This window comes from Streptosporangium sp. NPDC002524 (assembly GCF_040295985.1).
Classification (GTDB): domain Bacteria; phylum Actinomycetota; class Actinomycetes; order Streptosporangiales; family Streptosporangiaceae; genus Streptosporangium.
The window spans coordinates 136,052-149,537 of the sequence record NZ_JBEOWK010000018.1 but is presented as its reverse complement, the minus strand read 5'-3'; the positions used below and the strand labels follow the sequence as shown (position 1 = coordinate 149,537).

Annotated in this window: 8 protein-coding genes; 6 read left to right on the top strand and 2 right to left on the bottom strand. The window is 73.4% G+C overall.

Annotated features, from left to right (window positions below):
* Positions 1 to 47 precede the first annotated feature (47 nt).
* Both ABT053_RS29060 and ABT053_RS29055 read left to right on the top strand, forming a co-directional pair.
* Positions 48 to 1,802: a substrate-binding and VWA domain-containing protein gene (locus ABT053_RS29060; RefSeq protein ID WP_350973108.1), complete on the top strand. Its 1,755-nt coding sequence runs from the start codon at positions 48 to 50 to the stop codon at positions 1,800 to 1,802.
* 106 nt (positions 1,803 to 1,908) lie between these two features.
* On the top strand, positions 1,909 to 2,769 hold the full coding sequence (locus ABT053_RS29055) for a tetratricopeptide repeat protein (RefSeq protein ID WP_350973106.1): 861 nt from the start codon (positions 1,909 to 1,911) through the stop codon (positions 2,767 to 2,769).
* Between the two features lie 351 nt (positions 2,770 to 3,120).
* Here the strand turns inward: ABT053_RS29055 and ABT053_RS29050 are convergent, their stop codons facing one another.
* Together ABT053_RS29050 and cofD are read right to left on the bottom strand one after the other, a co-directional pair.
* Complete coding sequence (locus ABT053_RS29050; protein WP_350973104.1) at positions 3,121 to 4,440, bottom strand: coenzyme F420-0:L-glutamate ligase; 1,320 nt, start codon at positions 4,438 to 4,440, stop codon at positions 3,121 to 3,123.
* Complete coding sequence (cofD, locus tag ABT053_RS29045) at positions 4,437 to 5,417, bottom strand: 2-phospho-L-lactate transferase (RefSeq protein WP_350973103.1); 981 nt, start codon at positions 5,415 to 5,417, stop codon at positions 4,437 to 4,439. The genes ABT053_RS29050 and cofD overlap by 4 nt, the downstream gene beginning before the upstream one ends.
* A gap of 251 nt (positions 5,418 to 5,668) precedes the next feature.
* Between cofD and ABT053_RS29040 the strand changes: the two genes are divergently transcribed.
* The 4 genes from ABT053_RS29040 (at position 5,669) to ABT053_RS29025 (ending at position 13,483) form a co-directional block, all read left to right on the top strand.
* The gene (locus tag ABT053_RS29040; protein ID WP_350973102.1) at positions 5,669 to 8,320 is read left to right on the top strand and encodes a hypothetical protein; all 2,652 of its coding nucleotides are present in this window, start codon (positions 5,669 to 5,671) and stop codon (positions 8,318 to 8,320) included.
* A gap of 228 nt (positions 8,321 to 8,548) precedes the next feature.
* Complete coding sequence (locus ABT053_RS29035) at positions 8,549 to 8,809, top strand: WhiB family transcriptional regulator (RefSeq protein WP_037969494.1); 261 nt, start codon at positions 8,549 to 8,551, stop codon at positions 8,807 to 8,809.
* A gap of 379 nt (positions 8,810 to 9,188) precedes the next feature.
* Complete coding sequence (locus tag ABT053_RS29030) at positions 9,189 to 12,071, top strand: glycosyltransferase (protein WP_350973100.1); 2,883 nt, start codon at positions 9,189 to 9,191, stop codon at positions 12,069 to 12,071.
* On the top strand, positions 12,068 to 13,483 hold the full coding sequence (locus tag ABT053_RS29025; protein ID WP_350973099.1) for a DUF5719 family protein: 1,416 nt from the start codon (positions 12,068 to 12,070) through the stop codon (positions 13,481 to 13,483). Before ABT053_RS29030 ends, ABT053_RS29025 begins: the two co-directional genes overlap by 4 nt.
* Positions 13,484 to 13,486: the final 3 nt, after the last annotated feature.

The following is a 13,486-nucleotide window of genomic DNA, read 5'->3' as shown; positions in this document are numbered from 1 at the left end:
GCACAATCATCATTCCCTTGTAGGCGTATGTAGGGAGAGGTACGGGTTTGTCCTCCTCCGGTCGACACCGGGTGGCCGCGGGCATCGCGCGGCGCCGGCGGCAGGCCCGCCTGCGCCTGTCGCTGGCGGCGGTCGCGATCGCGGTCGCCCTGGCGGGCGGTGCCGCCCTGGTGTCCGGCCGGGTGGGGAACTCGTGCTCGGCCCGCGACCCGGTGCTGGTCGGCGTCGCCGCGGCCGTCGACATCGCCCCGACCGTGATGGAGGCGGCGGGGCGGTTCAACCGGAGCCGGACGGGCGTCGACGGCCGGTGCGTGCTCGTGCAGGTGACCGAGCAGCCGCCCGCCACCGTGCTGCGGACCCTGCTGGGCGGCACCGCGGGGGTGCTCAGCAGCCGCCCCGACGGCTGGATCTCCGACTCCTCGGCCTGGCTCCGCCTCGCCCGCAAGCAGGGCGCCGCGGACCTGGCCGGGACCGAGACCGTCGTGGCGACCTCGCCCCTCGTCTTCGCCACCCGCAAGTCCCTCGCCCGGCGCTTCGCCCTGGGCAGGACCGACATGAACTGGCGGATGGTCTTCCCCGCGACCACCCGCGGCCGGATCCAGCCGAACGAGAACGAGCCCGACATGGTCCGCGTCCCCGACCCGTCGCTCGCGGGGGCCGGGATCGCCACCGTGGCCGCGGCCAGGGACGTGGTCGGCAGCGGCCCCGAGGCCGACCGGGCGCTCACCGCGTTCGTCCGCTGGGCGCAGGCGGGGTCGGCGCCCGACTACAGGAGCATGCTCGCCACCGTCGACGACCGTTCCTTCTGGAAGCGGCCGGTGGTGATCGTGCCGGAGTCGGCGGTGTGGGCGCACAACCGCCTGCCGTCCGACGACCCGGTGGTCGCCCTGCACCCCCGCGAGGGGACGATCAACCTCGACTACCCGTACGTGGTCACCTCCTCCGACGAGGCGAAGGCGGGCGGGTCGCGGGCCTTCGCCGCCTGGCTGCGCTCCGCGGAGACCCAGGAGGGGGCCCGCAGGGCGGGTTTCCGCTCGGCGGACGGCTCCCTGGGCCCGTACTCACCCGGACCCGGGATCCCCACCGAGGCGCCCCGCACCCGCCCGACCATCCTGCCCGCCATGATCGACGAGGCGCTGGAGGCGTGGAGCAGGCTCGCCCCGCCGACCAACATCCTGGTCATGGCCGACACCGGCAGGCACATGGCGGAGCCGATCAGGGGACGGAAGGGGAGGACCAGGCTCGCCGTCGCACTGGAGGCCGCCAGGCTCGGCCTGCAGCTCTTCCCCGACTCCACCCACATGGGCCTGTGGGACTTCTCCTCGGCCAAGGGCCCCGACCAGCGCGAGCGGGTGCGCGTCGGCCCGGTCGTCGAGCCCGACGGCGGGCAGGTCGTCCGGCGCGGCCGACTGGAGGAGCTGACCCGCACCCTGCGCGCCTCATCCAAGGAGCCCAGCGCCCTGTACGACTCGATCCTCGCCGGGTTCCGGGAGATGACCGAGGTCTACGACGAGGAGATGAACAACACCCTGGTCGTCATCACGGCGGGGAAGGACGACGGCAGGGGGGTCTCGGGCGCCGATCTGGTACGGGCGCTGCGCGACGAGTGGGACCCCGAGGCGCCGGTCCAGGTCGTCGTCCTCGCCTTCGGCACCGACCTCGACCGCGCCGCCCTCACCCAGGTCACCTCCGTCACCAACGGCTCCCTGCACGTCGCCCAGGGTCCGGAGGAGATCATCGACGTCTTCCTGTCCGCCCTCGCCAGGCGGCTGTGCCACCCCACCTGCCGCACCCCCGCCTGAGCGTCGCCCATCTCGCCCGCGACCAGGCGGACATGATGAAATCGTGGTGCCTTATCGGGGCATACCGCCTACGATCGCTGGGTGATCTAGAGAGAGGGCTGGGCGTGTGAGTGAGGCGAGTTCAGGGGGCGGCGGGCAGCGGCGGAGGCTGCTCATCGAGCGTGCCAAGACCTACACGGAGATGGAGCGCTTCGAGGAGGCGGCCGCGGACCTGACCGAGGTGCTCGGGCTCAATCCCGGCGACGACATCGCGTGGGCCAACCGGGGTGAGCTGTACCGGAGGATGGGGCGGTTCGAGGAGGCCGTCGCCGACTTCGACCGCGCGATCGGGATCGACCCCGGGTACGCGTTCGCGATCGGCAGCCGTGGTCAGGCGTACGCGGGGCTCGGGCGGCCCGCCGAGGCCCTGGCCGACTTCGACCGCGCGATCGAGCTGACCCCGGACCAGGTCTGGCTGCTCAGCGACAGGGCGAGGCTGCTGCGCGGGCTCGAACGGTACGACGACGCGGAGACCGACCTGATGCGGGCGATAACGGTCGCTCCCGAGGACGCCGACCTGTACAACGCCCGCGGCGACCTGTACTACCAGATGGACCGCTACGCGGACGCGATCACGGACTTCTCCCACGCCCTGAGCATGGAGCCGAACAACGTCTGGGCGCTCGTTTCGCGCGGGGAGACGCACCGCATGATGGACGCGTTCGAGGAGGCGCTCGGAGACCTGAACCACGCCCTCCAGCTGGAGCCCGACAACGACCGCGCCCTCGCGAGCCGCGGGGCGGTCATGCACGAGCTCGGGCGGAACGAGGAGTCGGTGGCCGACCTCAGCAGGGCGATCGAGATCGACCCCGAGTACACCTGGGCCTACATCCGCAGGGGCGAGGTCCTGCGCGCCCTCGGCCGCTACGAGGACTCGCTCGTCGACATCAACCGGGCGATGGAACTCGACGGGGGCGAGGAGAGCTGATCCCGGCCGGGGCCCGGCTCCGAACGGGTCTGCGCAGGTCCGAACGGGTCTGCGCAGGTCCGAACGGGGAGACCCGCCCCGGGACCGGGCTCCGACCGGAGCCGAACAGCTCCGGGCGAGGATCCGGCCCGGCCGGGACCGGGCTCCGGCCGAGCTCCGGCCGGGTCCGCACAGGTCCGCACAGGTCCGCACGGGGATCTGATCCGGTCCGACGGGAGGCCCGGCCCCGACGGGACCGGGTCGCCCGTCCGGACCGGTCCGGACAGGCGCCGGTGACGACGAGGACGACGAGGACGACGAGGACGACGAGGACGACGAGGACGACGAGGACGACGGGGACGACGGGAAGTCCTAGCGGACGACGATGAAGTCCGCCGCCCGCCTGGGGGCGCGGTCCCTGGGCGGGGCGGCGGGGTGGCCGATGGCGACGGCGCCCATCGGGTCCCAGCCCGCGGGCAGGTCGAGGACCTCGCGGACCACGTCGCGGCAGAACATCGTGGACGACACCCAGGCCGAGCCCAGGCCCTCCACCGCGAGCTGGACCAGGAAGTTCTGCACCCCCGCGCCGGTCGCGACCACGAACATCTCCCGCTCGGCCGCGTTGCGCCGGTCGTCCCGGTAGGTGTGCGAGCCGTCCGTCACCAGGCAGGGCACCGCCAGGTACGGGGCCGCGCGCAGCACGTCGCCCCGCCTGACCCGCTTGACGATCGACTCCTCGGAGAAGCCGTCCCCCCGCAGGTCGGCGATCCAGGCCTCCCGCATGGCGTCGAGCAGCTTCTCGCGGGTCCCGGCGGACTCCAGCAGGACGAACCGCCACGGGGTGGTGTGGTGCGGGGCGGGCGCGGCGATCGCGGCGTCGACCGCCCTGCGGACCAGGGCGCCGTCCACGGGCTCCGCGGAGAACTCGCGGACGGTCCTGCGGGCGAAGACCACGTCGCGCGAGCCGTACCGGAACATGTCGTCGGCGGACGGGCGGAGCAGCTCGCCGACCCCCGGCCCGTCGTCCTCGGTGGTGTACTCCGCCAGGCCCCTGATCACCGCCACCGGGGTCTGCGCGACCTTTCCCTTGACCAGGTCGGCGGCGGCGGCGAACTCGTCGGCGACCGCGGTCAGGGTGACCTCCAGCGCGTTGCCGTGGTCGTCGGACATGCCCCGGTAGTCGAGCGCGGGGGTCACCCCCGCGAGGCCGACGGCCATGTCGGTCTGGCCGTTGCGCCACGGGCGGCCGAAGGTGTCGGAGACGACCACCCCGACCGACACGCCCAGCAGCTCTTTGACGCGCGCCCGTACGGCCGAGGCGGAGGCGTCCGGGTCGGCGGGCAGCAGGACGACCGTGCCGGGGCGGGTGTTGGAGGCGTCGACCCCGGCGGCGGCCATGACGAACCCGTGCGCCGTCTCGGCGATCACGGTCTCACCCCTGCGGGCGACGACCCGCCTCGTCTCCGCGCCGACGGCCTCGGCGCGGCTCACGCCGCGCAGCACCCGGCCCTCGGCCTTGCTGGAGATCTTCGAGGTGACCACGAGGATGTCGCCGTCGCGCAGGTCGGGCATGGCGGTGGCGATCAGCTCCCCGACGTCGTCGCCCTCGCGCACCTCGGGGATGCCGGGGACGGGGAAGATCTCCAGCCTCACGTCGGCGGGCTCCTCCAGCCCGCGCCTGAGCCTGCTCATCGCGCGCCCTCCCCGTACGGTGCCGAGGGCGCGGCGTTCCGGCCCGCGAGCCGCACGGCCATGTCCAGGGCGGCGCGGGCGATGGCGGCGGCGGACTCGACGTCGTGCATGATCAGCGGGCGGGCCTCGACCTCGACGCCGCCGAGGGCCACCCCGGCGTCCTCCTCCGCGACCAGCCAGCCGTTCACCAGCGGCGATCCGTACAGTTCGAGGACCGCCTGCGCGGTGGTCTCCACGCCGATCGCGGTCAGGCAGGCGTCGGCCATGCCCCGGACGGGGGCGCCGCCGACGATGGGCGAGACGCCGACGACGGTCTTGCCCTCCAGGGCCTCGCGGATGCCCTTGATCTGCAGGATCGTGCCGATGCTGACGACCGGGTTGGACGGCGGGAGGATGACCGCGTCGGCGTCGGCGACGGCCTCCAGCACGCCGGGGGCGGGGGAGGCCTGGTCGGCGCCGACCAGGATGATCTGCTCGGCCGGGACCGAGGCGCGCAGCCGCACCCACCACTCCTGGAAGTGGACGGCGCGGCGGCCCCGCTCGTCGGAGATGACCACGTGGGTCTCGGTCCTGTCGTCGCTCATCGGGATCAGGCGCACGCCCGGCCGCCAGCGGGCGCACAGCGCCTCGGTGACCGCGGACAGGGGATATCCGGCGTCGAGCATCTGGGTGCGGACGATGTGGGTGGCGAAGTCGCGGTCGCCGAGGCCGAACCACTGCGGTTCGGCGCCGTAGGCGGCCAGCTCCTCCTTGACGACGTGCGACTCCTGCCGCCGCCCCCAGCCCTGCTCCTCGTCGATGCCGCCGCCCAGCGTGTACATCACGGTGTCGAGGTCGGGGCAGACCCGCAGGCCGTAGAGGCTGATGTCGTCACCGGTGTTGCCGATGACGGTGATCTCGGAATCGGGGGCCGTGGTGAGGAGGCCCCGCAGGAAACGGGCGCCGCCGATGCCGCCGGCGAGGGACACGATGCGCATGGCGTCCAGTGTTCCACTAGGTCACCGAGCCTGTCGGCGGGGTGTCGGCGGGCGGTCCGCAGTAGTCTTTTCATGATCGTTACGGGAGGGGGGCGCCCTGGCCGGATCGCCTGATTGGCCGCCCGAAATGTGGGCTTATAGGGTGTAATGGAGTACTTATGGGACTGGTGGGCTTCCTGGGACCACCGGCAACAAAGTCAGCCATGTGCAAAACTGACCCGGGTTTACCTAAAGACCCTATGGGGGTAGTTGTGATCAATGTCGAGGCAGTCCGGCTCCGTGAACCGGCGGCGTGGCTCATGGTCGCCGTCGCGTCCACGAGCGTTCTCGTCGGCATCGAACGCCTGCTGGTGGGGGGCGGATCGTCGTCCTTCGCCGAGCGCGCGGCTGACTCCCTGGGACGGCTCACCTCGCCGCTCGTCCCCGCGTTGCTCGTCGGCGGAGTGCTGCTGGCGACCAACCTCGGCCCGGTGATCCAGCGGCTGAAGGCGATGGCCCTCGTGGTGGCCGGCACGCTCGGGCTCTCCGTGCTGTTCGGCCTGATCGGCCTGGTCAGCGGGTTGTTCGGCGGGGGCGAGGGTTTCCTGAGGAAGGTCGAGTTCCTCCTCGTCAACCTGCCCGCCCTCGCGCTGGCCGCGGTCGCGCTGCTGTACGTGCTGCCGAAGGCGGTCCCCGCGGGCTCGCGCGCCGACGCCTTCCGCGAGGACGGCGGCTTCGGCCGCTCCCCGGAGCACCGGCAGGACCAGCGGTACGACGCCTACGGCCGGCCGCCCGTTCCCGCGCAGGGACAGGCCCCTTTCCAGGAGCACCCCCAGGGTCCGCAGGGACCGCAGGGTCCTCAGGGCGCGTACCCCCACCCCCAGGGCGGCGTCCACCCCCAGGGGCCGCAGGGCCCGCAGGGTCCCGGTCTCCAGGGTCCGCAGGGTCCCGGTCCGCAGGGTGGTCACGGCTACCCGCAGGACCAGGGTCCCCAAGGCCCGCAGGGTGGTCACGGTCATCCGCAGGACCAGGGGCCGCGGAACGGCCAGGGTTACCCGCAGGAGGCTCCGCCCGTTCCGGCCCCGCAGCCCCCGTACAACCGCCCCGCGCTTCCGCCCGCGCCCTCCCACAGCTCCGCCGGGGCTCCGGAGGGGTACGGCCGGCAGGCGCCCTCCCACGCGCAGCCCGTCCCGCAGGCGTCCCCCGGGCCGCAGGCCGGTGACGGGTACGCCCAGGCCCCCTACGCGCCGCCCGCCGAGAACCAGCCGTACGCCCCCCAGGCCGACTCCTACCCGCAGCCGGAACCCCAGGGACAGGGACAGGGACAGGGACAGGGCTATCCGCAGCCGTCGCAGCCCGCGGATCCGGCCTCGGGCTACACGCCGAGCCCGTACGTCGCGGCGGACGTCCAGCCCCCGGCCCCGGCGAAGCCGTACGACCCGCCGGCCGCGGCCTACGACCCGCCGGTCTACGCCGCCCCCGTGGAGCCGCAGGCCCAGACGGAACCCCGGCTGCCGAGCTACCCCCAGTTCCCCGACTCCTCGTCGTACGGGCAGGAGTCGTACGGGCAGCCCGACTCGTCCTACGGGCAGCCGGAGTCGCAGGGCTTCGGCCAGCAGGCCGAGCCTCCGACCTCCCCAGCCGCTCCGGTCTCCCCGGCCTCTCCGGTTCCCCTGGCGGCTCCGGTCTCCCAGGCTTCCCCGGCCTCTCCCGCGTACGGGCAGGAGCCGCAGTCGTCGAGCTCCGGGCGGCACTCCAGCCCCCAGCTCCCGAGCTACTCCCAGTACTCGGAATCCACGTCGTACGGGCAGACCGACTCCTCGTACGGCCAGCGCTCTGACCGGCAGCAGGCCGACTACGGGCAGGGCGCGTCCTCCGGGCAGTTCGACCCGCTCTTCGGCCAGCAGGCCGGGCCTCCGACCTCCCCGGTATCCCCGATCTCGCCGGTATCCCCGGCTTCCCCGTCGTACGGGCAGGAGCCGTCGGGTTCCCGGCGGCAGCCCGAGCAGCAGGGGTACCAGCAGCCGGAGCCGCAGGGCTACCCGCAGACCGACCCCCAGGCCGACCCGCTGGGCTACCAGCGGTCCGAGCCCCAGGGCTTCGGCAGGCAGCAGGACCAGGGCTTCGGGCAGCAGGAGCAGTCGTCCGGGTACGGTCACCAGCCCGAGCAGCAGGCCCCCGCGCCCTACCCGCCCGCCGACGGGCGCCAGGGACAGCCGCTCGACGACCGGCCGCGCCCGCCGTTCGACGGCCAGCAGCCGCAGTCCTTCCCGCAGCCCCCGGAGAACTACGGCCAGCCGTTCAGCGGTTACTCCGGCGCGGAGTTCGGACGCCAGGCCGAGCAGGGCCCGTCCTACCCCGCGCCCGACCCGGTGGACCTCAGGTCCCAGCAGATGGCCCAGGCTTACCAGCAGGCGGAGAGCTACCAGCAGCAGGCCCAGCAGGGCGGCACCGAGTCCCAGCCGCGCGTCTCCGAGTACGGCTCCGCGAGCTACGAGAGCCCGTTCGGGCACCCGCAGAATCCCCAGCACTCCCAGCACCCCCAGCCCGCGCAGAACCCGCAGAACCCGCAGAACCCGCAGGTTCCCCAGCCCTCCCCGTCCTCCCCGCCCTCCCAGGGTTCGCAGACGCCGCCGTACCAGGCCCAGTCCCAGGCCCCGTCCCAGGCGCAGTCCCACCAGTGGGACCCCCAGTCGGAGGCGACGCTCCGGTTCGACCCGAACGCCTACCAGGGCGACCCGCTGAGCGGTCCCGCGCCCGCCGCCAGGACCTGGGACTCGCAGCCGATAGACCCCACGGCGATCTACAAGCCCGAACAACGCCCAGGTCAGGTCACGGATGAGGAAACCCCGGATAGAGAGAGGGTGGGCCCCGGTCAGGATCAGAACATGTCCTGGTACGGTTCCGACCGCCGAGAGCACTGAGCCCCTGGCGGTCGAAGCGATCACCTGGTGCAATTGCCGTCGTGGCAGGCACACGACCCACAACCGGGGAGAGCAGGTCTTTCCCCGGATACCAGCATGCCGCTTGACGCCACACCGGGCACGCGCGTGTAATTACACACGTGTTGTTACGCCTTCCTCTGGGTGGGTAAGGGGGAGGCGTTCATAGGGGGGCTCCAATTTTGCGGGCGTGCGGCAGGGAGGTGTGCAGTGGCCGACCTGGTCATCGCACAGGAGAGCATCGCTGAAGAGCAGCTTGGCTGGCAGGAGCGCGCCTTGTGCGCGCAGACCGACCCGGAGGCGTTCTTCCCGGAGAAGGGAGGGTCCACCCGCGAGGCCAAGAAGGTTTGCCGCTCCTGCGAGGTGCGTGCCGAGTGTCTTGAGTACGCACTCGAGCATGACGAGCGGTTCGGAATCTGGGGTGGGTTGTCGGAGCGTGAACGCCGCCGGATCAAGCGCGAGGCGGTCTGAGCCGTCCGTGACCGGAAGGCCGGAGGGCCGGAAGGTTTAGAGCGCTCCGGGATCCGGCCGGTCCGGACGTCCGAGCACCGACGAACACTATGAACACTGATCCAACTGACCCAACCGATCGACACGAACACGACGAACACCCGCACCACGAACACCGGTCGGCACCGACGCGCACGGAAGACGTGCCGGAGGCGGTCGAGCGGTCTGACAGAGATATGTGACGCCTCTCCGAGGCGCTTGACGAATATGTCCACGGGGTCACGTGACCGTCGGTCGCGTGACCCTTTTTTCGTGCGCGCGACCAGGTGTAAGACATAGTCAGACAGAGGGTGCCGTATCGTTGTCGCGCCGATCACCACCACTCCTGAACACGGGACGTATGTCCATCACCGACCCCCCGCACCCCCAGCGCCCCCAGCACACCGTCACCGCGATCGTCGTCTCCCACGACGGATCCCGCTGGCTGGGAGAGACCCTGGAAGCCCTGCTCAGGCAGACCCGCCCGGTGGACCGGGCCGTCGGGGTCGACAACGGCAGCAGGGACGGCAGCGCCGCGCTGCTGACCGAGGCCCTCGGCGACAGGGCGGTGCTCACCCTGCCGCGCTCGACCGGCTTCGGCGAGGCCGTCGCCGAGGTCCTCGACCGGCTCGGCCCCGGCGGCGGCCGGGAGTGGATCTGGCTGCTGCACGACGACTGCGCCCCGGACGTCCACGCCCTGCGGCTCCTGCTGGAGGCCGCCGACGCCGACCCCAAGGCGGCGGTGCTCGGCCCCAAGCTCCGCGACTGGCTCGACCGGCGGCTCCTGCTGGAGGTCGGCGTCACCGTCGACCGTACCGGCCGCAGGGACACCGGGCTGGAGCCCCGCGAGTTCGACCAGGGGCAGTACGACGGGACCAGGGACGTCCTCTCGGTCTCCACCGCGGGCATGCTGATCCGCAGGGACGTCTGGGAGGAGGTCGGCGGGCTCGACCCCGCGCTGCCGCTGTTCCGCGACGACCTCGACCTGTGCTGGCGCGTCAGGACCGCCGGGTACCGCGTGCAGAACGTCACCCGGGCGGTCGCCTGGCACGCCGAGGCCGCCACCCGGCGACGGCGCCGCATCACCGCCAGCGGCGACCACCCCCGCCGCCTGGACCGCCGCAACGCCCTCTTCGTCGTGATGGCGAACCTGCCCGCCCGGCCGCTGCTGTGGGCGCTGGTGCGCAACGCGTTCGGGTCGCTCTTCCGCACGGCGCTGTTCCTGGTGGCCAAGCAGCCCGCCAACGCGCTGGACGAGTTCCTCGCCTTCGGCTCGGTCTTCGGCCACCCCGTCCGGATGATCAAAGCCCGGCGGGCGCGGGCCAAGGGCAGACGGCAGGCGTACGCGGCGGTCAGCAGGCTGCTCACCCCGTCCGGCGCCGGTTACCGGCGGCTCGTCGAACGGGCCCAGAGCTACCTGGCCGGGGGCGGGTTCGTGGCGTCCGAGGGCCGCCACCACGCCGTGGCCGCCTCGCCGAACGCGCAGGAGGACGGCGAGGAGCTGCTCACCGACGCCGGGGTGATGCAGCGCGTCTTCGGCAACCCCGGCGTCCTGCTCTTCATCGCGCTCCTCGTGGTCACGCTGGTCGCCGAGCGCGCGGTGACGGGCGGCGCCAGGCTGGGCGGCGGAGCGCTCGTCCCGGTGATCGGCGGGGCCTCCGACCTGTGGAACCTCTACCGCGAGAGCTACCACCAGGTGGGCCTGGGCACCGACGCGTGGACCCCGCCCTACGTGGCGGTGCTGGCCGTGCTCTCCACGTTGCTGTTCGGCAAGACGTGGCTCGCGGTGTCGCTGCTGCTGCTCGGCTGCGTGCCGCTGGCGGGCGTCTCCGCGTACGTGGCCACCCGGTCGATGATCCCCGGCCGCTGGACCAGAGTCTGGCTCGCCTCCTCGTACGCCCTCCTGCCGGTCGCCACCGGAGCGGTCGCCGCGGGGCGGCTCGGTACCGCGGTGGTCTTCGTGCTGCTGCCCGTCTACGCGGCGCTCGCCACCACGGTGCTCACCGGGGAGCGGCGCCGCGCCCGTCGCGCCGCCTGGGGGCTGGGACTCCTCCTCGCCGTCGGCACGGCCTTCGCCCCGCTGGTCTACCCGCTGACCGCGATCCTCGGCGCGCTGGCCGCGCTCGCCTTCCCGCGCAGGGGCGTCGCGGTCTCGATGCTCGTGGCGTTCGCCGTCCCGGTGGCCCTGCTGTTCCCCTGGATGGCCCAGGTGGCCGCCGACCCGGGGCAGCTCCTGCTGGAGGCCGGGCTGCACCAGCCCGCGCTGGTCGACCCCGGGCTGCCCGCCGGGTCGCTGCTGCTGCTCAGCCCCGGCGGCCCCGGCCTGCCGCCGCTCTGGGTGACCGGCGGCCTCCTCGCCGCCTGCCTGCTCGCGCTGCTGATGCGCCGCAACCGGATGGTCATCGCGGTCGGCTGGGGTGTCGCGCTCTTCGGCGTGCTGGTGGCGATCCTGGTGAGCAGGACCACCGTCACCTCGATCAACGGCGACGTCGAGGCGCCCGCCTGGCCGGGCGTGCCGCTCGCCTTCGCCGCCACCGGCATGCTCGTGGTGGCGGCACTCACCGCCGACAGGGTCGTGGAGTTCCGGCGGGCAGGGGGCCTGCGCAGGGTCGCCGCGTTCGGCGTCGTGCTGGTCGCGTTCTCCACGCCGCTGCTCGCGGCGGGCATGTGGATGACCAAGGGCGTGGACGGCCCCCTCCGCGGGACCGTACGCGACGTCGTGCCCGCCCTCGCCGCGGAGAACTCCGCGAGCGGCGAGCGGACCCTGCTGCTGCGCGCCTCGCCGGGCGGCCTGCTCTTCACCGTGCTGCGCGGACGCACCCCGGTGATCGGCGAGGCCGACATCCCCGTCCCCGACGGTCCCAGGGAGCTGGTCCGGGTCGCCGCGGCCGGGCTGGTGTCCGGCAGGGGCGGTGACGACGCCCGGGTCCTCGCCGCCCACGGCGTGCGGTTCGTCGTGGTGACCGCGCCCGTCGACCCGGAGATCAGCCACGCGCTCGACTCGCAGCCCTCGCTCGCGAGGATGAGCCTGTCCCGCGCGGTCGGCGTGTGGCGGCTCACCCAGCCGATCGCCCTTCCCATCACGCCGCCCGGCGACCCCTGGCACGGCCGCTGGCTCTGGGCCCAGGCCGTGCTGGTGCTGATCGTCTCGGTCCTGGCCGCGCCGGGGTCGCGCGCCGAGCCCGACGAGCCCGCCGTCGCCCAGGACCTGTCCGAGCCTCGCAGAGAGCTGGCCGCCCGGTGAAATCCCTGATCGAGAACCGGTTCAGCCTGCTGGTGCTGGTCCTGGTGGCCCTGCTCGCCCTGTACGGGGTCGCCTACGCCACCCAGCCGCCGGCCGTCACCGCCCCCGCGCCGGGGTTCGAGAGGGTGCCCGTCGCCTCGGTGACGGCCGTCTGCCCGGCGCCCGGCGACACCTCCGTCGGCGTGGTCGCCCCGCCCGGCAGCCGGGAGCCGGGCTCCGCGACGCTCGTCACCGGGGACAAGACCCTGGCCACCGTCGACGTCCCCGGCCGTCTCTGGCACGACGAGGTGCCGGCCTCCTCGCCGCCCCTCGTCGTCGCGGCCGACGGGAGCATGGCCGCGGGCCTGGAGGTGGCGCAGACCCGCAGGGAGAAGTCGGGGGAGCATCGGGGACTGGCCGGGACGCGCTGTGCCGAGCCGGTGGCGAGCACCTGGCTGATCGGGCCGGGACCGGCCGCGGCGGACGTCACGCTGTACCTGACCAACGCCGACCTCGCCCCGGCCGTCGCGGAGATCCTGGTCTACACGGGTGAGGGCCCGGTGTTCGACGACACCGGCGGCGTGTTCACCCTCAAGCCGGGGCAGAGCCGCACGATCAAGGTCCTGGATCTCGCGCCCTCCGCGCTCGTCCTGGCGATACAGGTCCGTACCAGCTCCGGGCGGGTCACCGCCGCGGCGCGGGCGATGATGAACGACGGGCGCGGCGTGGACTGGCTGCCCGTCTCCGCCGCCCCCGCCACCCGTGTCGTCGTGCCGGGCATCCCCGGCGGCGGCGGGAAGCGCGAGCTGCTCGTCGCCTCCGCCGAGGAGGTCGACACGCTGGTGGAGGTCAAGGCCCTCACCCCCGAGGGGACGTACGCGCTGGAGGGCCGCGAGCTCGTCGAGGTGCCCGCCGGTTCCGTCGCCGCCGTCGACCTGTCCAGCGGGATCGGCGGCCAGCCGTCCGCGCTGGTGCTCACCTCGGAGACCCCGATCGTCGCCGGGCTCGTCGCCACCGGCACCGGTTCGAAGACCGACGTGGCCTTCACCGCCGGGGCGGGCCCCATCGACCTGGGCAGCGTCGTGGCGGACAACCGCGCGGGCGGCAAGACGGGTTCCCGGCTGCTGCTGACCGCGCCGGACGCGGCGGGCGCGGTGAGCGTGCAGGTGATCCCGCGCGAGGGCGAGCCGGGGGAGCCGTTCGAGGTGGAGGTACCCGCCTCGCGGACCAAGCAGGTCTCGCTCAAGAAGATGGACGGGTCCTTCGCGGTGGTCGTACAGCCGCTGCCCGGCTCGGGGCCGGTCTACGGCGGGCGTGTCATGGAGGAGCGGCTCAAGGACGGGCTCGCGCTGACCGTGCAGCCGCTCGCCCCCGCCCGCATGTGGGCCCTGGTCCCCCCGATCGCCGAGTCCGCCGCGACCGTCCTGCCCTGAGGC

Bases quoted from the DNA above. Each gene is read 5' to 3' on its own strand.
- ABT053_RS29050 (WP_350973104.1), bottom strand. From the start codon at position 4,440: ATGAGCAGGCTCAGGCGCGGGCTGGAGGAGCCCGCCGACGTGAGGCTG.
- cofD (WP_350973103.1), bottom strand. From the start codon at position 5,417: ATGCGCATCGTGTCCCTCGCCGGCGGCATCGGCGGCGCCCGTTTCCTG.
- ABT053_RS29030 (WP_350973100.1), top strand. From the start codon at position 9,189: ATGTCCATCACCGACCCCCCGCACCCCCAGCGCCCCCAGCACACCGTC.